The sequence below is a fragment of the Micromonospora sp. NPDC051296 genome (assembly GCF_040682255.1).
Lineage (GTDB): Bacteria > Actinomycetota > Actinomycetes > Mycobacteriales > Micromonosporaceae > Micromonospora > Micromonospora craterilacus.
Map to the genome: position 1 here is coordinate 25,935 of NZ_JBFBAO010000010.1, position 18,503 is coordinate 44,437.

An 18,503-nucleotide genomic window follows, 5' to 3' on the forward strand; every position below is an offset into this window, starting at 1 on the left:
CTCAGCCGGCGACCGGCTCCCGCCACATCGGCCAGAACGGCGTTCCGTCGGGCAGCCGGAACGGCTCGGACCCCCGGTAGCCGTGCCGCGCGTACAGGGACCGGCTGATCTCGCTGCTCGCCTCCAGGTATCCCGGTACCCCGTTGGCGTCCAGCCAGGCGTGGTGGTGACGCAGCAGCGCCGTGCCGATGCCCTGGCCCTGGCGATCCGGCTGGACCGCCAGCAGCGCCAGATGATGATGATCCTCGTGCGGGTGGTTCGCGGCGAACAGCTCGTCGAGGTGGACGAAGCGCGGCGTCCACTCCCCGCACGCGGCGGCCAGCCGGGCGTCGTAGTCCTCCGGCGGCGGCAGCGGTTCACCGACCGACGGCAGCCAGACCGCCACCCCGGCCCGGTCCTCGGCGCCGAACACCAGACCGTGCCGCAGGGCATGCGCCACGATGATCTCGAAGTTGCCGGCCATCACCGCTTCCCGCTTGGCGTCGTCCGACACCAGCCACCGGGTGGCGTCCAGCACCATGAACGACTCGGCGATCCGCTCGGCCACCCACCGGGCGTCCTCCAGGCCGAGCTGCGTGATCGTCGGCTGGGTCACCGCCGCACCTCCGCGCTGGTCGACAGCGGCCCGGCGCCCGAGGGAGGTGCGACGACCGCCGTGGCACTCTCCGCGCCGAGGCCGATCCGGGCGTACGTGTCGGGCCGATTGCGCCGCAACGCCACCCCCCACAACGCGCCGAGCAGCGCCGCCACCGGGTAGACCGCCGGGAAGAGCCAGCGCAGCGGCGAGTCGGGCTCGACCCCGAGCAGGTTGGCGAAGTTCTGCACCGCCAGCACGATGATCGCGGTCAGCGCGATCGCGGCGATCCCCGGGGCGATCAGCCGCCGCCACAACGTCTCCTGCTCGCCGCTGCGGGCGAAGTACGCGATGATCGCGACCGCGGTGGTGGCGATCATCAGCAGCACCCCGAAGCCGCCACTGGTGCCGAGCCAGAAGAACAGCTGCAGGACCGGATCCCAGCCGTTGACTGCGTACAGCAGGATCACCAACAGGCCGAGCACGCTCTGCGCCAGCGAGGCGGCCCGCGGCGCACCGGTCATCGGCGAGGTCCGCCCGAACACCGCCGGCAGCACCCGCTCCCGGCCCAGCGCGAACGTGTACCGCGCGGTGGTGTTGTGGAACGAGATCATCGCGGCCAGCACCGAGGTCAGGAAAAGTGCCTGGCCGATGGTGAGGACGGTGTCGCCGAGGTGCGCCCCGGCCAGGTTGAAGATCAGCGCGACGCTCTGGGTGCCGGCCTCCTCGACGATGCGGTCCGGTCCGACGGCCACCGTCATGCTCCACGAGGAGAGCGCGTAGACCACGGCGATGATCGCCACGGAGAGGTAGGTGGCCATCGGCACGGTGCGCTTCGGGTCCTTGCTCTCCTCGCTGAACACCACCGAGGCCTCGAAGCCGACGAAGCCGAGGATCGCCAGCACCAGCACCGCACCGACGCCCGGCACGAAGAAGTTGTCCGGCGAGAACGCGGCGAAGCTGACGCTACCGCCGGCCGGGTTGCCCAGTTGGGCGAGGTCGAACACCACGATGACGGCGATCTCGGCGCACAGCAGTACGGCCAGCACCATCCCGTTGATGTCCACCCGGAGCAACCCGAGCACCCCCACCAGCGCCCAGGCCACCAGCGCCACGATCCACCACTGCGGCTGGATGCCGAACAGCCGGTCGAGCACCGGCTCGGCCGCGGCGCCGATGGCACCGTAGAGCCCGACCTGGAGGGCGTTGTAGGCGATCAACGCGACCCACGCGGTGCCCACCCCGGCCGGGCGCCCCAGCCCACGGGTGACGTACGCGTAGAAGGCACCGGCGTTGGCCATCCGGCGGGCCATCGCCACGTAGCCGGCGGAGAACAGGGCCAGCACGGCGGCGACCGCCAGGAAGGCCAGCGGGATGCCGAGCACCCCGATGACCCCGTAGCCGGTGGTGACCACACCGGCGACCACGGTCAGCGGCGCCGCGGCGGAGAGGACGAAGAAGACGACCGAGGGCACGCCGAGCCGGCCACGCGCCAGCGCCTCGGAGACGTTGCTTGGTCGTTCGGTTGTCGCTGTCGAGGACATGGACTGCTCCGGTTTGAGGGAGGGGGAAGGGGGTTACCGGGTCAGGGGATGCCGCGCAGCACGGCCGCACCCACGGCGGACTCCGTGTGCGCCACGAGTTCCTTCAGCGGAGCCGGCAGAGCCGGGATGATCAGGTTGAGCCGGTGGTGGGCGCGGGGGCCGGCGCTCCACAACACCTCGCGGGTCAATCCGGCGGCGGCGACCAGGCCGAGCAGCAGCGCGTCGGGCACGCTGGGCGGCTCCGCCCGCTCCAGCACCGCACGCAGGCGGGTGGCCGGCCAGGCGGCCACGTTGAGGTCGATGGGCAGATACGTGACGGTGGTCCGGAGCAGCCGCCGGTTCTCCTGCCGGCGCAGCACGCCGGCCCGGGCCAGCCGCTCCCCCACCGAGGTCACCGCGGTCTGGGCGAGGAAGCTCAGCCAGGTCCGGACCGCCTGGTGCTGGGCCTCGCCGATCAGCTGGTCCAGCACGGTGTGCGCCAGCGCGTCGGCCGGCGGACGCCGGTCGATCACGGTGACCTGACCCGAGGTGACGGTGATGTGTCCATAGAGGATCAGCTCACCGAGCAGCCCGCCGGCCAGACCGAGGCCGGCCGCTGCCGGATGCAGCTTCGCCTTGCCCCGGGTGTCGTTGTGTGCGATCAGGAAGAACTCGTCGGCGATGAGCAAACGTCCTCCCAGGCCGGCCGTCCATTAGTGATCGCTAACCCGGGAAAGGATGCACCTCCCGCAACTGCAATGCAACTCCCGTTTTTCACGGTTGCACTCCGTGCAGTCGCGACCTGCGCATCTGGCCGTGACAGACTCGGACGGTGACCGCGAGCCCCACCGTCCGCCGCCGCCGCATCGCCCGGGAACTGCGCCAGTTGCGCGAACGCGCCGGGATGACCCTGGATGTCGCCGCCCGGCAACTGGACATGTCCAAGAGCAACCTGTCCCGCATCGAGAACGCCCAGATCGGCATCAAGCCGCGCGACGTACGCGCGGCGCTGGCGCTGTACCAGGTGACCGGCAACGACGCCGAGGCACTCATCGAGATCGCCCGCGGCGCCCAGCAGCGCGGCTGGTGGCAGCACTACAGCGACGTACTGCCGGAGTGGTTCGAGTTCTACGTCGGCCTGGAGGCCGAGGCGGCCACCCTGCGCACGTACGAGGCCGAGGCGGTGCCCGGCCTGCTGCAGACCGAGGCGTACGCCCGGGAGATCTACCGGCGAACGGCGGGCGAGGACGACCTGGATCGCAAGGTGGCCGCCCGGCTGCGCCGGCAGGACGTGCTGCGTAACGAGGACTCCCCAGTGGAGCTGTCGGTCGTGTTGAACGAGGCAGTGTTGCTACGCCCCGTAGGCGGCCGGGCCGTCATGGCTGGGCAGCTCACCCACCTTGAGGCCGTCGCTCATCTACCGAACGTCACCATGCAGGTACTTCCGTTCGAGGCCGGTGGTCATCCCGCGATGAACTCGCCGTATGTGATCCTCACGTTCGCCGACGCGGCCGACGCCGCCGTGGTCTACCTGGAAAATCTCACGACAGGCCTGGCACTGGAGGAGGCCGGACAGGTGCGCTCGTATAGCCTTGTGCACGAGGAGCTGCGCCGGCTGGCGCTCGATCCGGCGGCGTCTTTGGTCCGCCTGAAAGAAGCTGCTCGCTACTTTACGTGACCGCTGCAGCGCGGTCACTCTCGGTATCGACGAAGGGATCGCGATGACCGCGCTCGACCTGTCCCGGGCGGAGTGGCGCACCAGTAGGCGCAGTGTGGGCAACGGCAACTGCGTCGAGGTCGCCACCGTCGACGGTCGGATCGCGGTACGCGACAGCAAGGATCGCCACGGGCCGATCCTGGCCTTCCCTCCGCCGGCCTGGAACGCCTTCGTCGCTGGCCTCGGCGAGGCCCGCACCCGCTGATCCGCCGGCGGGCAGACGCCGGACACACCAAACTGATCCCGGCAGGCCTGCACGGGACGCGTCGACTGGTGGCCGAGGGCCGGTGCGAGACTGGGCCGTGCTTTCCGACGTGCCCATCGACCTGCCAGTCCGACCCGCGCTGCCGTCGTTGGTGGCGGCACTGCGCTCGGTGGGCGCCGCCGTCCTGGTCGCCCCGCCGGGCACCGGCAAGACCACCCTCGCCCCGCTCGCGGTGGCCGACGCGGTCGACGGTCGGGTGATCGTCGCCGAACCGCGCCGGCTGGCCGCCCGCGCGGCGGCTCGCCGGATGGCGGCCCTGCTCGGCGAACGGGTCGGCGACCGGGTCGGGTACGCGGTGCGCGGTGAGCGCCGGGCCGGCCCGCAGACCCGGGTCGAGGTGGTCACCACCGGGCTGCTGGTCCGCCGGCTGCACCACGACCCCGAACTGGCCGGCGTCGGCGCGGTGCTGCTCGACGAGTGCCACGAACGGCAGCTCGACGCCGACCTCGCGCTCGCCTTCGCGGTCGAGTCCCGGGCCGCGCTGCGGCCGGACCTGTGGCTGGCGGCGATGTCCGCGACCCCGCAGGCGGATCGCTTCGCCGCCCTGCTCGGCGGTGCGGCACCCGCGCCGGTCGTCCGGGCGGCGTCGGCGCTGCACCCGGTGACCCGGGTCTGGGCGCCGCCGTCCCGGCCGCTGCCGCCGCCCGGCGCGGGGCCGGTGGACCGGGCCCTGCTGGACCACGTCGCGGCCACCGTCCGGCGGGCCCTGCGGGAACGCGAGGGCGACCTGCTGGTCTTCCTGCCCGGAGTGGGCGAGATCGGCGCCATCGCCGGCCGGCTGGCCGACCTGCGCGACGACGTCGACGTGCTGCGGTTGCACGGCCGTCAGGGCGGCACCGAACAGGACGCCGCCCTGCGGGCGGGGCAACGGCGGCGGGTGGTGCTGGCCACGGCGGTGGCGGAGAGCAGCGTGACCGTGCCGGGCGTGCGGACAGTGGTGGACGCCGGACTGTCCCGGGTGTCCAGACTGGACCTGGCTCGGGGGCTGGGCGCACTGGTCACCGTGCCGGTGTCCCGGGCCGCGGCCACCCAGCGGGCCGGCCGGGCCGGCCGGGAGGCGCCCGGCCACGTCTACCGCTGCTGGTCGCAGGCCGCGCACGAGCGGCTGCCGGCGCAGCCGGAGCCGGAGATCGCCACCGCCGACCTCACCGGGTTCGCCCTGGAGCTGGCCGCCTGGGGTTCCCCCGACGGCATCGGGCTCGCCCTGCCCGACCCGCCCCCGGCGGCGGCGATGACGGTGGCCAGGGAGACGCTGTCCACTCTGGGCGCGCTCGACCCGGACGGCCGGATCACCGCGCGGGGCCGGGCGATCGCCGCCGCCGGAGCGCATCCCCGATTGGCCCGGGCGCTGCTCGACGGAGCCGACCGGGTGGGCGCCGAGCGCGCCGCCGAGGTGGTGGCGCTGCTCGCCGAGGAGACGGTGGCCGGGCCGGGCGACGACCTCGCCGCCGCCTGGCGCCGGCTTCGCGCCGGCACCGACCCGGCCGCCACCGCACGCTGGCGCACCGAGACGCGTCGGCTGCGCGCCGCCCTGCCGGCCGGCGCGCCGCCGCCGGGCACGAGTACCGGGCCGGAGGCCGGTGCACCGGTGCCGCTGCCCGATGACCTCGCTGCCGGGCTGCTGGTCGGGCTGGCGTACCCCGAGCGGCTGGCCCGGGCGCGGCGACCCGGCGGCTCCGCGTACCTGATGAGCGGCGGGACCGCGGCGGAGCTGGCACCGGGGTCGGCGCTGGCCGGTGCCGACTGGCTGGCCGTGGCGGTGGCCGACCGCTCCCCCGGCGCGCCGACCGCTCGGGTCCGGCTCGCCGCCGGCCTTGACGAGGCAACCGCCCGCGAGGCCGGCGGGCCGCTGCTGCGCGCGGACCGGGAGGTCGGCTGGTCGGGTACGGACGTGGTGGCCCGGGAGGTGGTCCGGCTGGGCGCGATCGAGCTGGTCGAGCGCCCGCTGCGCCGGCCCGACCCAGACGAGGTCACCGCGGCCCTGCTGGACGGCCTGCGCAGCACCGGTCTCGACCTGCTGACCTGGACCCCGGCGGCGCGGGCGCTGCGCGAGCGGCTGGCGTTCTGCCGGCACGCGCTCGGCGACGACTGGCCGGATGTCTCCGACGCGGCGCTGCTGGCCGGTGCGGCGGACTGGCTCGGCCCGGAGCTGGCCGCCGCCCGCCGCCGGGCCGACCTGGCCCGGATCGACGTGGCCGGGGCGCTGCGCCGCCAGGTGCCGTGGCCGCTGGCCGGGCGGCTGGACGAGCTGGCCCCGGAACGGATCACCGTGCCCAGCGGTTCCCGGATCAGGGTGGACTACGCCGACCCGGCCGCGCCGGTGCTCGCGGTCCGGCTCCAGGAGACCTTCGGCTGGACGGACGCGCCGCACGTCGCGGGCGGCCGGGTGCCGGTGCTGCTGCACCTGCTCTCCCCGGCGGGCCGGCCGGTGGCGGTCACCGCCGACCTGGCGTCGTTCTGGCGCTCGGGCTATCGGCAGGTCCGGGCCGAGCTGCGCGGGCGCTACCCGCGCCATCCCTGGCCGGAGGATCCGACCACGGCCACGCCCACCCGGCAGGCCGCGCGCCGGCGCTGAGGCGTCAGTCCTCGTCGACCACGTCGGCGACGACCACGGTGATGTTGTCCGGGCCGCCGGCGCGCAGCGCCAGGTCGATCAGCCGCCGCGCGCACGCTTCCCGGTCCGGGTGGTCGGCCAGCACTTCGGCGAGGGTGTCGGCGCGGACGACGTTGGACAGCCCGTCGCTGCACAGCAGCCAGCGGTCGCCGGCCCGGGGCAGCATCGTCGCGTACGTCGGGGAGACCTCGTCGCCCTGCAACGCCTGGGTGACCACGGCCCGGCGGGGGTGGCTGCCGGCCTGGTCGGGGGTGATCAGGCCCTGGTCGACGAGCATCTGCACGAAGGTGTCGTCGCGGGTGATCTGCTTGAGCACGTTCTCGCGGAACAGGTACGCCCGGGAGTCGCCCACGTGGGCCAGTGCCAGGCAGCTGCCGGTACGCGCGAACAGCAACGCGGTCAGCGTGGTGCCCATCCCCTGCCGCTGCGGGTCCTCGGTGACCGCCTCACGAATCCGGGTGGTGGCCAGCTGGATGCCACTCTGCAGCGCGGCGACCAGAGCGTCCTCCGGGGTCGCCAGGTCCAGCGGCGCCACCGCCTCGATGGCGATGGCGCTGGCCAGGTCGCCCGCGGCCATGCCACCCATGCCGTCGGCGACGGCGACCAGCCAGGTGCCGGCGTGCAGGGCATCCTGGTTCCCGCTGCGGATCAGCCCACGGTCGCTCGTCCCGGCGGAACGCAGCTTCAGGGTCATGGCACGCAGCCTGCCAGGCGAAGGGCGCGATTGTCTCTAGGAGATCAGGACGGCTGGGCGTGGCGCGGCGAATCTCACTGCCGGAGGACCCCGATCCCCATCGGACGGGATCGATTGACAGGGTCCGCCGTGCCTGGAAACATGCCCGATATCTGGGAGCGCTCCCAGAATCCCCACCACCACGCACGTCCCGTCCCGCTCGTCGGAAGGACTCCCCCGTGACGCCATCCCGACGTCGTCTCGCGGTGCTCGCCGCGGCGACCACCGTGGCGCTGGCCGGCGCTTCCGCCGGCCCGGCCCACGCCGATCCCCCGGCCGACGCCCCCGAACAGATCACCAACGGCGACTTCAGCGCCGGCGTGTCACCCTGGTTCTCCTACGGCACCGGCCCGCTCGGGGTGACCGACGGCCAGCTCTGCACCACCGTCCCCGGTGGGCTGGCCAACCCCTGGGACGCCGGCATCGGCCAGGACGGCGTCCCGCTGATCGCCGGCGCCGAGTACACCCTCAGCTTCGATGTCACCGCGACCCCCGGCAGCTCGGTCAACGCCGTGCTGCAACTCGGCAACGCCCCCTACACCGGCTACTTCTCCGTCAACGCCGCCGCCACGCCGGCCCAGCAGCGCATCGAGCGGACCTTCGTCGCGCCCAGCGACGACTCCCGCGCCCAGCTGATCTTCCAGGTCGGCGGCAGCGCCGCGGAGCAGACCGTCTGCCTGGACAACGTCTCGCTGCGCGGCGGCAACCCGCCCGAGCCGTACGTGCCGGACACCGGCCCGGCGGTCCGCGTCAACCAGGTCGGCTACCTGCCCGCCGGGCCGAAGAACGCCACCGTGGTCACCGAGGCGACCACGGCCCTGCCCTGGCAGCTGCGCGCCGCCTCCGGCACCGTGCTCGCCAGCGGCACCACCACCCCGCGCGGGGCCGACCCGGCCTCGGCGCAGAACGTGCACTCGGTCGACTTCTCGGCGCACCGCACGCCGGGTCGGGGGCTGACACTGGCCGTGGACGGCGAGGTCAGCCACCCGTTCGACATCTCCGGCACGCTCTACGACCAGCTCCGCTCGGACGCGTTGCAGTTCTTCTACATCCAGCGCAGCGGCATCGCCATCGACGGCAGTCTGGTCGGCGCCGAGTACGCCCGGCCGGCCGGACACCTGGGCGTCGCCCCCAACCAGGGCGACACCGACGTGCCCTGCCAGGCCGGCGTCTGCGACTACCGCCTCGACGTGCGCGGCGGTTGGTACGACGCGGGCGACCACGGCAAGTACGTGGTCAACGGCGGCATCGCCACCTACCAGTTGCTGAGCACCTTCGAGCGGACCAAGAACGCCGCCACCGCCGGACACGGCGCCGCCCTGGCCGACGGCACCCTGCGGGTGCCCGAACGCGACAACGGGGTGCCGGACATCCTCGACGAGGCCCGCTGGGAGCTGGAGTTCCTGCTGCGCATGCAGGTACCGGCCGGCAAGCCGCTGGCCGGAATGGCCCACCACAAGATCCACGACCGGAACTGGACCGGGCTGCCGCTGCAACCCGAGGACGACCCGGAGCCTCGGGAGCTGCACCCGCCGTCCACCGCCGCCACCCTGAACCTGGCCGCCGTCGCCGCCCAGTGCGCCCGACTGTTCGCCCCGTACGACACGGCGTTCGCGCAGCGCTGCGGCACCGCGGCGAAGACCGCGTACGCCGCGGCCAAGGCCAACCCCAACCGGTACGCCAGCGGGGCAGACAGCAACGGCGGCGGTGCGTACGACGACAGCAACGTCACCGACGAGTTCTACTGGGCGGCCGTCGAGCTGTACCTGACCACCGGCGAGCGCAGCTACCTGACCGACCTGACCGCCTCGCCGCACCACACCGGCAACGTGTTCGACGCCCGTGGCTTCGGCTGGCAGAGCGTCGCCGCGCTGGGCCGGCTGGACCTGGCGACCGTGCCCAACGGGCTGCCGGCCGCCGAGCTGACCCGCATCCGGGCCTCGGTCACCGCCGCCGCCGACGGCTACCTCGCCGAGATCCGCCGCCAGGCGTACGGGCTGCCGATGCCCGGCGACGCCGGCAGCTACTTCTGGGGCGGCAACAGCAACGTGATCAACAACGCGATCGTGCTGGCCACCGCCTTCGACCTGACCGGTGCCGCGAAGTACCGGGACGGGGCCGTGCAGGCGATGGACTACCTCCTCGGCCGTAACGCGCTGAACATCTCGTACGTGACCGGGTGGGGCGAGCACGCGGCGGAGAACCAGCACAGCCGGATCTTCGGCCACCAACTCGACCCGAGCCTGCCGAAGCCGCCCGCCGGGTCGCTGGCCGGCGGCCCGAACGCCGACCTGCAGGACCCGTTCGTGCAGCAACTGCTCGCCGGCTGCGCGCCGATGTTCTGCTTCGTCGACGACATCAACTCGTACTCGACCAACGAGGTGGCGATCAACTGGAACTCGGCGCTGGCCTGGATCGCCTCGTTCCTGGCCGACCAGGGCGACGCCCGGGCGGTCCCGCCGCCAACCTGCGCGGTGACCTACACCAACTACGGCTTCTGGCACGGCGGCACCGGCTTCACCGCTCAGGTGACCATCCGCAACACCGGCACGACCACCCTGAACGGTTGGACCGCCCGGTTCGCGTTCACCGGTGACGCGAAGGTGCGCGAGGCGTGGATGGCGAACGTGACGCAGTCCGGTGCCACGGTGACCGCGAAGAACGAGTCGTACAACGCCCGGATCGCCCCGGGCGGCACGGCGATGTTCGGCTTCAACGCCACCACCGCCGGCGGCGCCAACCCGTCCCCGGCCCTGATCACGGTCAACGGCGCTGCCTGCGCCGTCTCCTGATCCCCCGGGTGGGCGCCGTCGGCGACCGGCGCCCACCCGGGCCTCCCCGGCAGTACGGAACTCCGGACTGTCCCCCGGCCCGCTGATAGCGTCGATCGCGGATGCGGAACGGGGGCCACGACGCATGTTCGACGGTTTCGAGGAATTCGACATCCCCACCTCGGGCGCGACGATTCACGGACGCCGCGGTGGCAGCGGACCGCCGGTGCTCCTCCTCCACGGCATTCCGGAAACGCACCTCATGTGGCACCGGGTGGCACCCCACCTCGCCGAGCACTACACGGTGGTCGCCACCGACCTGCGCGGCTACGGTGACAGCGCGAAGCCACCCAGCACTGCCGACCACGAGCCCTACAGCATGCGGGCGACGGCTCGGGACCAGGTCGAACTCATGCGGGCGCTCGGCCACCACCAGTTCCGGGTCGTCGGCCACGACCGCGGGGCACGGTGCGCCTACCGGCTAGCGCTCGACGAGCCCGACGCCGTCATCCGCCTGGCGGTGATGGATGTCATCCCGAGCGGCGATGCCTGGCGCCGCGCCGACCGCAGGTTCAGTCGCTCGTACTGGGTCTGGTCGTTCCTGGCCGCGCCGGAGCCAGTGCCGGAGCAGTTCATCGGCGCCGCGCCGGAGGTACTGGTCAACTTCATGCTCGACCAGTGGCCGGAGGTGAAGGACGCCTTCCCGGCCAAGGTGCGCGCCGCCTACCTGGAAAAGTTCCGCGACCCGGCCACCGTCCACGCGATCTGCGAGGAATTCCGGGCCGCCGCGACCGTGGACTTCCAACAGGACGAAGCGGACCGCGGCAAGCGGAAGATCGCCTGCCCGGTGCTCTTCCTCTGGAGCCAGCGCGGTTCCGTCGCGCAACTCTACGAAGATCCCCTTGCCATCTGGCGAGAGTGGGCCGACGACGTTCGCGGCGGCCCGGTGCCGGTCGGCCACTTCATTCCCGAAGAGGCTCCCGAGGAGACCGCCCGACAGCTGCTGGACTTCCTGCGGTAGCGGGAAGCGGCATGCCGGTCGGCACCCTCGCCGGGCCGCCGGCATCCTCGGTGTAGCAGCATGGCGGCCATGACCGACCAACCGACTTTCCGGCTGCGTCCGGGTGGGCCGGCGGACGCGCCGGCGGTGCTGCGGCTGCTCGACGACGCCACCGCCTGGCTGGTGGCGCGGGGCCGCACCGGCCAGTGGGGCACCGAGCCGGCCTCGACCGATCCGCGCCGCATCGCCCAGGCCGACGCGTGGGCCAGCGGCGGCGGACTCTGGTTGGCGCAGACCGCGGACCGGCCGGTCGGTGCGCTGGTGGTCGGCGCGGCGACGGAGTACGTGCCGCCGGCGACCGAGCCCGAGCTGTACGTGAACCTGCTGGTCACCGGCCGGACGCACGCCGGGGCGGGAATCGGCGGCCGGCTGCTGGCGCACGCCGCCGAGTTGGCCCGGGAGCGCGGCGTGGGGCTGCTCCGGGTGGACTGCTACGCGGGCGACGACGGCGCGCTGGTGCGCTGGTACGAGCGGCAGGATTTCACCGCCACCGACCCGTTCACGGTGGAGCGTCCGGGCCGCCCGCCCTGGCCGGGGCAGGTCCTCGTCCGGCGGCTGGACTGAGCGCGGCTACTCGGCGTGGGCGCCGGCGCCGGCCGAGGCCACGCCCTCGCCGACCCAGACCGTCTTGACGTTGCAGAACTCGTGCATGCCCTGGGCCGACAGTTCCCGGCCGTAGCCGGAGTTCTTCACCCCGCCGAACGGCAGCTCCGGGTAGGACGTGGTCATGCCGTTGATGAAAACGGCCCCCGCCGCCAGGTCGGTGGCGAAGCGCTCCTGCTCCTGCGGGTCGCGCGTCCAGGCGTTCGCCCCGAGGCCGTACGCGGTGCCGTTGGCCAGCTCGATCGCCTCGTCGTACGACGAGACCCGGTACAGCCCGGCGACCGGCCCGAACACCTCCTCGGCCCACATCCGCATCCCCGGGGCCAGGTCGGTCACCACCGTCGGCGGGTAGAACCAGCCCTCGCCGGCCGGCTTGTCCCCGCCGCACAGCACCGAGGCTCCCTTGTCGACCGCGTCGCACACCTGGGCGTCGACCTCGGCGCGACCCCGCTCGGTGGCCAGCGGCCCGACGTCGGTGCTGTCGTCCATCGGGTCGCCTACGCGCAGTGCCGACATCCGGTGCGCGAAAGCCTCGGCGAAGGCTTCGTAGAGGTCGGCGTGCACGATGAACCGCTTGGCCGCGATGCAGGACTGGCCGTTGTTCTGGCAGCGGGCGGTGGTGGCCACCTCGGCGGCCAGTTCCACGTCGGCGGAGGGCATCACCACGAACGGGTCGCTGCCACCCAGTTCCAGCACGGTCTTCTTCAGCTCCCGGCCGGCGATCTGGGCGATCGACCGGCCGGCGGCCTCGCTGCCGGTCAGCGTGGCGGCGCGTACCCGCGGGTCGCGCAGGATCCGGTCCACCGCGTCGGAGCCGACCAGCAGGGTGGTGAACGCACCCTCGGGGAACCCGGCGCGGCGGAACACGTCCTCCAGCAGCAGTGCGGTCTGCGGCACGTTGGAGGCGTGCTTGAGCAGCCCGGTGTTGCCGGCCATCAACGCCGGCGCGGCGAAGCGGATGACCTGCCAGAGCGGGAAGTTCCAGGGCATCACGGCGAGCACCGGCCCGATCGGCTGGTAGCGGACGAACGCCCGGGTGGCGGAGACCGCTCGGGCGTCCGCCGGCTGGTCGGCGAGGAACTCCGCCGCGTGGGCGGCGTAGAAGCGGCAGGCGGCGGCGCACTTGGTGACCTCGGCCTTGGACGCGGCGAACGTCTTGCCCATCTCGGTAGTCATCAGTCGGGCGATCTCGTCCCGCTCCGCCTCCAGCAGGTCGGCCGCCGCGTTCAGCCACCGTCCCCGCTGCTCGATCGTGGTCCCGCGCAGCTGTCGATGCGCCAGGTCGGCCCGTTCGATCGCGCCGTCGATCTGCTCGTCGGACATCGCCCCGTACGTCTTGAGCACCTGCCCGTTGACGGGGTTGGTGGTGGCGATGGTCATGAGGGCTACTCCCGTCACTCGAAGAGCGAGTGCCGCACGCCGGGCTCCTCCCGGCGGCGGGCGGCGCGGCGACGTTGGATGACGGCCAGGTCGACGACGGCGACCACCGCGAAGACGACGCAGACGACGCCCAGCCAGACCAGCGCGGCGCGGAACGCCAGCACCGCGAACACGGTCATGATGACGAGCCCGAAGCTGGCCAGCACGAGCCTCAGATTCAGCGCGCTGTAGGCGTGACCGACCGTGCCGCGGGCACGCCGGGGCTGTGATCTCGTCATCACCCCCACCTACCCCGAGGCGTCGGGGATAACCGTCGACGCCGGGCCCGGATCGCCCCACGGCACGCGGGTGGTGCGTTGCGTTACATCGACCCCTTCTGAGCCGGCCTATCCGGCCACCGGCGGGGAACATGGAGGGCATGACCGTGAGCCACGCAGCGCCGGTGACCGTCGCCGTCGCCCGACGCGCCGACCCCGCCCGCACCGACGAGATGGTGGCGTGGATGCGGGCCGGCACGGCGCTGGCCGAGGCGTTCCCGGGTTTCCTCGGCGCCGGGTGGGTACGCAGCGCCCCGGGGTCGGGCGAGTGGCACATGCTCTACCGCTTCGCGGACCAGGACACGCTGCGTCGCTGGGAGGAGTCGCCGCAACGACACTGGTGGCTGACCTCGGCGCAGGGCATCGTCGAGCACACCCGGATCGAGCGGCGGACCGGCATCGAGGGCTGGTTCGACCCGCCGCGCGAGGAGATCGTCGAGCGGCTCGACGCGGCGCCGACCGTACCGCCGTCGCCGCCGCGCTGGAAGCAGGCGGTCACCATCTGGCTGGCGTTCTTCCCGCTCAGCCTGACCGCCACCCTGCTGACCGGGCGGCTCCTGCCGGGCCTGCCCACCCCGGCGCGGGTGCTGGTCATGACGCTCACCCTGACCCCGCTGATGACGTACCTGGTGCTGCCCCGGATCACCCGGGTCCTGCAATGGTGGCTGCACGGGCAGCGGGCGCCCTGGCGCATATCACGCTGACCGACGCCACGACAGCCCTCTGCCGCATCCCCGACAACAGCGCGTGACCATCAACCAACCCACGCGTAGAGTCACGATGCCGTCGCTCTGCGCTGTGAGGCTGGGGAAGTCATGCCTGGACGCTGGACCACCGCCGTCGTCAGCCTGCTCGCACTGGTCGCGCTGGCCTGCGACGCGGGCGGCGAGGCGGCACCCCGGCCGACCCGCGGCACACCACCGCCCGGCACCCCCAAGGTGGTCGCGGCGCTCGGCGACTCGATCACCTCCGGGTTCGGCTCCTGCCTGGTGCTGACCTCGTGCGAACGCAACTCCTGGTCGACCGGGGACGGGCTGCGGGTCGACAGCCACTACCGCCGGCTACTCGACCGCAACCCGGCGCTGCGCGACAAGGCGTACAACCACGCCCGCCCGGGAGCCCGGGCCGCGGCGCTGCCCGGCCAGGCCGAGGCGGCGGTACGCGACCGCGCCGACTACGTGACCGTGCTGATCGGCGCCAACGACGCCTGCCGGGGCACCATCGACGCGATGACCCCGGTGGCCGAGTTCCGGGCCGAGGTCGACCGGGGGCTGCGGGTGCTGCGCGAGGGCCGCCCGAAGGCCCGCGTCCTGGTCGTCAGCATCCCCGACCTGTACCGGCTGTGGCAGGTCGGCCACGACGACCCGCGTGCGGTGCGGGCCTGGCGGCGTGGCGTCTGCCCGGCGCTGCTGGCCGAGCCGGCCTCCGACGCGCCGGACGACCGGGCCCGCCGGGCGGCGTTCCGGGAACGGATCGACGCCTACAACAGTCAACTGTCGGCCGCCTGCCGGGCGTACGGCTCCCGCTGCCGGTACGACGGGGGCGCCGTGCACCGGGTCCGGTTCGACCTGGACCTGGTCAACGCCCTGGACTACTTCCACCCCAACACCGCCGGCCAGTCCCGCCTCGCCGACGTGACCTGGCGCTCCTCCGGCTACGCCGACTGAGCGGACCGCCGGTCAGGGGCGGCGGGGCGCCGGGATACGGGGGTTGCCGTGCTGGCGGTAGAGGGCCCGGGATCGCTCGGCGAGGTTCCTGGTCGCCGAGGAGTTCGCCCAGGTGCCCAGGATAATCGCCGCGCCGGGGACAACCTTGGCGAAGACCCGCTTCGCCGCGCGTACCCCGGCCATCTGGGCGAGCCGGACGCCGAGCCGCAGCATCACCCGGCCCAGTGGCGCCTGCCCACCGCCGCCGAACAACGCGCCGGCCCGCTCCCGGCCGGCCGCGACCCCCAGCGCCAGCCGGGCGCTCGCGGCGACCTTGTGCACCCGCTGCAGGACCAGCAGATCGGCGGCCCGGTCGGGGTGCACCGGGTCCACCCCGTACGCGGCGGCGATGTGCAGCACCATCCGGGCCTGGGTCCAGGCCAGCACCCCCACGTCGATCACCGCGCCCGGCAGCCCGGCGGCGCCGGACACGGCACCGGAGAGCCGGGCCCGGTTCACGAACCGGCGTACCGCCTGCTCGGCGAGGTTCTCGGCGGTCGCGTCGGGTTGCTCGGCGCGGGCCTGCCGGGCCCACTGCGCCGCCTCCGGCCCGAGCCGACGTACCGCTTCGACCGCGAGGTGCTCGGCAGCGTACTGCGGATCCCGGCGCATCCGGTCCCAGAGCGTGGCCGGCAGTGCCTCGGTGGCCTCGCCGGTCGGCGTGGGTCCGGGCGAGGCAGGGGTGACGGGCTGACCGTCGGCGGCGGTGGGTTCGCTCATCCGTCTCCTTCGCTGGCGCTGCTCCATGTGTACCCCGACGCGGCAACGCCCTTCCCGGTACCGGTACGCACCGGTACCGGGCCGGCCGGCCCGGCGCGGCAGGAATGCATCAGGATGGCGGGTACGTTCTGGCGATCGGGGCCGCCGTCAACCCGGCGACCCGTTACGCACATCCAGGGAGGCCGCACCGGTGCTCGACCCACACGAGCTATACGAACTCACCGACGATCTGCCCGACCTCGGACAACCGGTCATGATCCAGGCGCTCACCGGTTTCGTCGACGCCGGTAACGCGAGCCGGCTGGCCCGCGAACAGCTGTTCACGTCGCTGGAGTCCCGTCCGATCGCCCGCTTCGACCTGGACCAGCTGTTCGACTACCGCTCCCGTCGCCCGGTGATGACCTTCGTGGAGGACCACTGGGAGAGCTACGACGCGCCGGCGCTGGAGCTGCACCTGCTGCACGACGACGACGAGACATCGTTTCTGCTGCTCACCGGGCCCGAGCCGGATCTGCAGTGGGAGCGGTTCGTGGCCGCCGTCGCCGGGCTCGCCGCCCGGCTGGACGTACGGCTCACCGTCGGGCTCAACTCGATCCCGATGGCGGTGCCGCACACCCGCCCGACCGGGGTGACCGCGCACGCCACCCGGCGCGACCTGATTGCCGGTTACGAACCGTGGCTGCAACGGGTCCAGGTCCCCGGCAGCGTGGGCCATCTGCTGGAGTTCCGCCTGGGCGAAGCCGGCCGCGACGCGCTGGGCTTCGCGGCACACGTGCCGCACTACGTGGCGCAGGCCGAGTACCCGGCCGCCGCCGAGGTGCTGCTGGCCTCCGTGTCCCGCAGCACCGGGCTGCTGCTGCCCCGTGACGGGCTGCGTTCGTCCGCCGAGGTGATCCGGGTGGAGATCGACCGTCAGGTCGCGCAGAACGACGAGGCCGCCGCGCTGGTCCTGGCCCTCGAGGAGCAGTACGACGCGTACGCCCGCGGCCGCAGCGGCCAGAACCTGCTCGCCGCGGAGAGCGGCCCGCTGCCCACGGCGGAGGAACTCGGCGCCGAGCTGGAGCGGTTCCTCGCCGAGCAGACCCGCCCCAACAACGACACCCCCTGAGATGCAAGGAGGGGCCCCTTGTTAACGCCTGGTGCATAGCAGGGGCCCCTTGTTAACACCGCACCCCGTCGCGCCGTGCGGCGGCACGCGGACCGGGCTGGGATGCGGCAGGCTGGCAGCATGCGCCTGGCGACCTGGAACGTGAACTCGGTGAAGGCCCGCCTGCCCCGGCTGCTCGACTGGCTGGCCGGCACCGGGCCAGACGTGGTCTGCCTGCAGGAGACCAAGTGCCCCGACGGCGCCTTCCCGGTGGCCGAGGTGGGCGAGCTGGGGTACACGGTGGCCAGCCACAGCGACGGACGGTGGAACGGGGTGGCCATCCTGTCCCGGGTCGGCCTGGCCGACGTCACGGTCGGCTTCCCCGGCGAACCCGGGTTCCCCGAGCCGGAGGCCCGGGCCATCGCGGCCACCTGCGAGGGCCTGCGGGTCTGGTCGGTGTACGTGCCGAACGGCCGTACCCCCGAGGACCCGCACTACGCGTACAAGCTGGCCTGGCTGGCGGCGCTGCGGGACGCGCTGGACGCCGAACTGACCGGCGGACCGGCCCTGGCCGTCTGCGGCGACTTCAACGTCGCCCCGACCGACGCCGACGTGTGGGACCCGGCGCTGTTCGCGACCTCCACGCACGTCACCCCGGCCGAGCGGGCGGCCCTCGCCGCGCTGCGCGACCTCGGCCTCACCGACGTGGTGCCCACCCCGATGAAGGGACCACACCCGTTCACCTACTGGGACTACCGGGCCGGGATGTTCCACCAGAACAAGGGCATGCGGATCGACCTGGTGTACGCCTCGGCGCCGGTGGCCCGCGCGGTCCGCACGGCGTACGTGGACCGGGAGGCCCGCAAGGGCAAGGGCCCGTCGGACCACGCCCCGATCGTGGTCGACGCCGATCTGATCCCGGTGGTCGAGTCGTTCTGACCGACCCGCCGACGTCGTTAGGGTGGAGCCATGGCTGTCGTGAAGATCAACGCGATCGACGTCCCGCCCGGCGCCGGCGAGGAACTGGAGAAGCGGTTCGCCGCCCGAGCCCGCGCCGTGGAGAACTCCCCCGGGTTCCTCGGTTTCGAGCTGCTGCGCCCAGTGGCCGGCGAGAACCGCTACTTCGTGTACACCCGCTGGGAGAGCGAGCAGGCGTACCAGGACTGGGCCGCCGGCCCCGCCCGAGCCGCCCACGCCGCCCCGCCCGGCGCCGAGCAGCGCCCCCCGGTCGCCTCCGGCGCCACCCTGCTCGAATTCGAGGTGGTCCAGCAGGTCCCCTGACCCCACCGCCCGGCGGCGAAAGGTCGGTCAGGGGGTGCGGGTGGTGGTGTGGGTGGCGAAGACGATCACGTTGTCGGCGTAGCCGGTGCGGCCGCCGATCCATTGGCCGCCGCAGGTGATCAGCCGCAGGCCGGCCGGGCCCTCGTGACCGT

Annotated in this window: 18 protein-coding genes and 1 pseudogene; 11 read left to right on the forward strand and 8 right to left on the reverse strand. The window is 73.2% G+C overall.

The features are described 5' to 3' along the window. Window position 1 precedes the first annotated feature (1 nt). Genes AB0M52_RS02200 through AB0M52_RS02210 form a run of 3 tightly spaced genes read right to left on the reverse strand, consistent with a single transcriptional unit; the run spans window position 2 to window position 2,786 of the window. Window positions 2-595 (reverse strand): GNAT family N-acetyltransferase, encoded by a 594-nt coding sequence (locus tag AB0M52_RS02200; protein WP_363947691.1) that lies wholly within the window; start codon window positions 593-595, stop codon window positions 2-4. Continuing rightward, complete coding sequence (locus AB0M52_RS02205; protein WP_363947694.1) at window positions 592-2,118, reverse strand: APC family permease; 1,527 nt, start codon at window positions 2,116-2,118, stop codon at window positions 592-594. The genes AB0M52_RS02200 and AB0M52_RS02205 overlap by 4 nt, the downstream gene beginning before the upstream one ends. A 41-nt stretch (window positions 2,119-2,159) precedes the next feature. Further along, on the reverse strand, window positions 2,160-2,786 hold the full coding sequence (locus tag AB0M52_RS02210; RefSeq protein ID WP_363947696.1) for a GPP34 family phosphoprotein: 627 nt from the start codon (window positions 2,784-2,786) through the stop codon (window positions 2,160-2,162). Between the two features lie 143 nt (window positions 2,787-2,929). Here AB0M52_RS02210 and AB0M52_RS02215 point away from each other — a divergent pair, with 143 nt between their 5' ends. The 3 genes from AB0M52_RS02215 (at window position 2,930) to hrpB (ending at window position 6,654) form a co-directional block, all read left to right on the forward strand. Then, entirely contained in the window at window positions 2,930-3,775 is an 846-nt protein-coding gene (locus AB0M52_RS02215; RefSeq protein ID WP_363947699.1) for a helix-turn-helix transcriptional regulator, read from the forward strand. 43 nt (window positions 3,776-3,818) lie between these two features. Beyond that, complete coding sequence (locus AB0M52_RS02220; RefSeq protein ID WP_363947702.1) at window positions 3,819-4,019, forward strand: DUF397 domain-containing protein; 201 nt, start codon at window positions 3,819-3,821, stop codon at window positions 4,017-4,019. Window positions 4,020-4,116: 97 nt separating this feature from the next. Then, window positions 4,117-6,654 carry an ATP-dependent helicase HrpB gene (gene hrpB / locus AB0M52_RS02225; RefSeq protein ID WP_363947742.1) on the forward strand — a complete coding sequence of 846 codons (2,538 nt, stop codon included), beginning with the start codon at window positions 4,117-4,119 and terminating at the stop codon, window positions 6,652-6,654. A 4-nt stretch (window positions 6,655-6,658) separates the two neighbouring features. On the opposite strand, the gene AB0M52_RS02230 is transcribed toward hrpB, so the two are convergent. Beyond that, entirely contained in the window at window positions 6,659-7,387 is a 729-nt protein-coding gene (locus AB0M52_RS02230; RefSeq protein WP_363947705.1) for a protein phosphatase 2C domain-containing protein, read from the reverse strand. A 218-nt stretch (window positions 7,388-7,605) separates the two neighbouring features. On the opposite strand from AB0M52_RS02230, the gene AB0M52_RS02235 reads away from it, so the two are divergent. The 3 genes from AB0M52_RS02235 (at window position 7,606) to AB0M52_RS02245 (ending at window position 11,821) form a co-directional block, all read left to right on the forward strand. Continuing rightward, entirely contained in the window at window positions 7,606-10,218 is a 2,613-nt protein-coding gene (locus AB0M52_RS02235; RefSeq protein WP_363947707.1) for a glycoside hydrolase family 9 protein, read from the forward strand. A 124-nt stretch (window positions 10,219-10,342) separates the two neighbouring features. Next, entirely contained in the window at window positions 10,343-11,218 is an 876-nt protein-coding gene (locus AB0M52_RS02240) for an alpha/beta hydrolase (RefSeq protein ID WP_363947710.1), read from the forward strand. Between the two features lie 69 nt (window positions 11,219-11,287). Then, window positions 11,288-11,821, forward strand: a complete 534-nt coding sequence (locus AB0M52_RS02245; protein WP_363947713.1) for a GNAT family N-acetyltransferase — start codon at window positions 11,288-11,290, stop codon at window positions 11,819-11,821. Window positions 11,822-11,827: 6 nt separating this feature from the next. Here the strand turns inward: AB0M52_RS02245 and AB0M52_RS02250 are convergent, their stop codons facing one another. Continuing rightward, window positions 11,828-13,240 carry an NADP-dependent succinic semialdehyde dehydrogenase gene (locus AB0M52_RS02250; protein ID WP_363947716.1) on the reverse strand — a complete coding sequence of 471 codons (1,413 nt, stop codon included), beginning with the start codon at window positions 13,238-13,240 and terminating at the stop codon, window positions 11,828-11,830. A 14-nt stretch (window positions 13,241-13,254) separates the two neighbouring features. Further along, on the reverse strand, window positions 13,255-13,518 hold the full coding sequence (locus AB0M52_RS02255; RefSeq protein ID WP_363947719.1) for a DUF6343 family protein: 264 nt from the start codon (window positions 13,516-13,518) through the stop codon (window positions 13,255-13,257). Between the two features lie 140 nt (window positions 13,519-13,658). On the opposite strand from AB0M52_RS02255, the gene AB0M52_RS02260 reads away from it, so the two are divergent. Next, window positions 13,659-14,261: an antibiotic biosynthesis monooxygenase gene (locus tag AB0M52_RS02260; protein ID WP_363947721.1), complete on the forward strand. Its 603-nt coding sequence runs from the start codon at window positions 13,659-13,661 to the stop codon at window positions 14,259-14,261. A 111-nt stretch (window positions 14,262-14,372) separates the two neighbouring features. Then, a complete protein-coding gene (locus AB0M52_RS02265; RefSeq protein ID WP_363947724.1) occupies window positions 14,373-15,224 on the forward strand; it encodes a GDSL-type esterase/lipase family protein in 852 nt (283 codons plus the stop codon). A 12-nt stretch (window positions 15,225-15,236) separates the two neighbouring features. Here AB0M52_RS02265 and AB0M52_RS02270 read toward each other — a convergent pair whose 3' ends face one another. Next, window positions 15,237-15,983, reverse strand: coding sequence for an EcsC family protein (locus AB0M52_RS02270; protein WP_363947726.1), 747 nt, complete (start codon window positions 15,981-15,983; stop codon window positions 15,237-15,239). A 190-nt stretch (window positions 15,984-16,173) separates the two neighbouring features. Between AB0M52_RS02270 and AB0M52_RS02275 the strand changes: the two genes are divergently transcribed. The 3 genes from AB0M52_RS02275 (at window position 16,174) to AB0M52_RS02285 (ending at window position 18,351) form a co-directional block, all read left to right on the forward strand. Beyond that, window positions 16,174-17,091 (forward strand): PAC2 family protein, encoded by a 918-nt coding sequence (locus AB0M52_RS02275; protein WP_363947729.1) that lies wholly within the window; start codon window positions 16,174-16,176, stop codon window positions 17,089-17,091. A 120-nt stretch (window positions 17,092-17,211) separates the two neighbouring features. Then, complete coding sequence (locus AB0M52_RS02280) at window positions 17,212-18,009, forward strand: exodeoxyribonuclease III (RefSeq protein ID WP_363947731.1); 798 nt, start codon at window positions 17,212-17,214, stop codon at window positions 18,007-18,009. Window positions 18,010-18,039: 30 nt separating this feature from the next. Next, window positions 18,040-18,351: an antibiotic biosynthesis monooxygenase gene (locus AB0M52_RS02285; RefSeq protein WP_363947734.1), complete on the forward strand. Its 312-nt coding sequence runs from the start codon at window positions 18,040-18,042 to the stop codon at window positions 18,349-18,351. A gap of 27 nt (window positions 18,352-18,378) precedes the next feature. Here AB0M52_RS02285 and AB0M52_RS02290 read toward each other — a convergent pair. Beyond that, window positions 18,379-18,503 (reverse strand): annotated as a pseudogene (locus AB0M52_RS02290) (class F sortase); the annotation flags it as partial.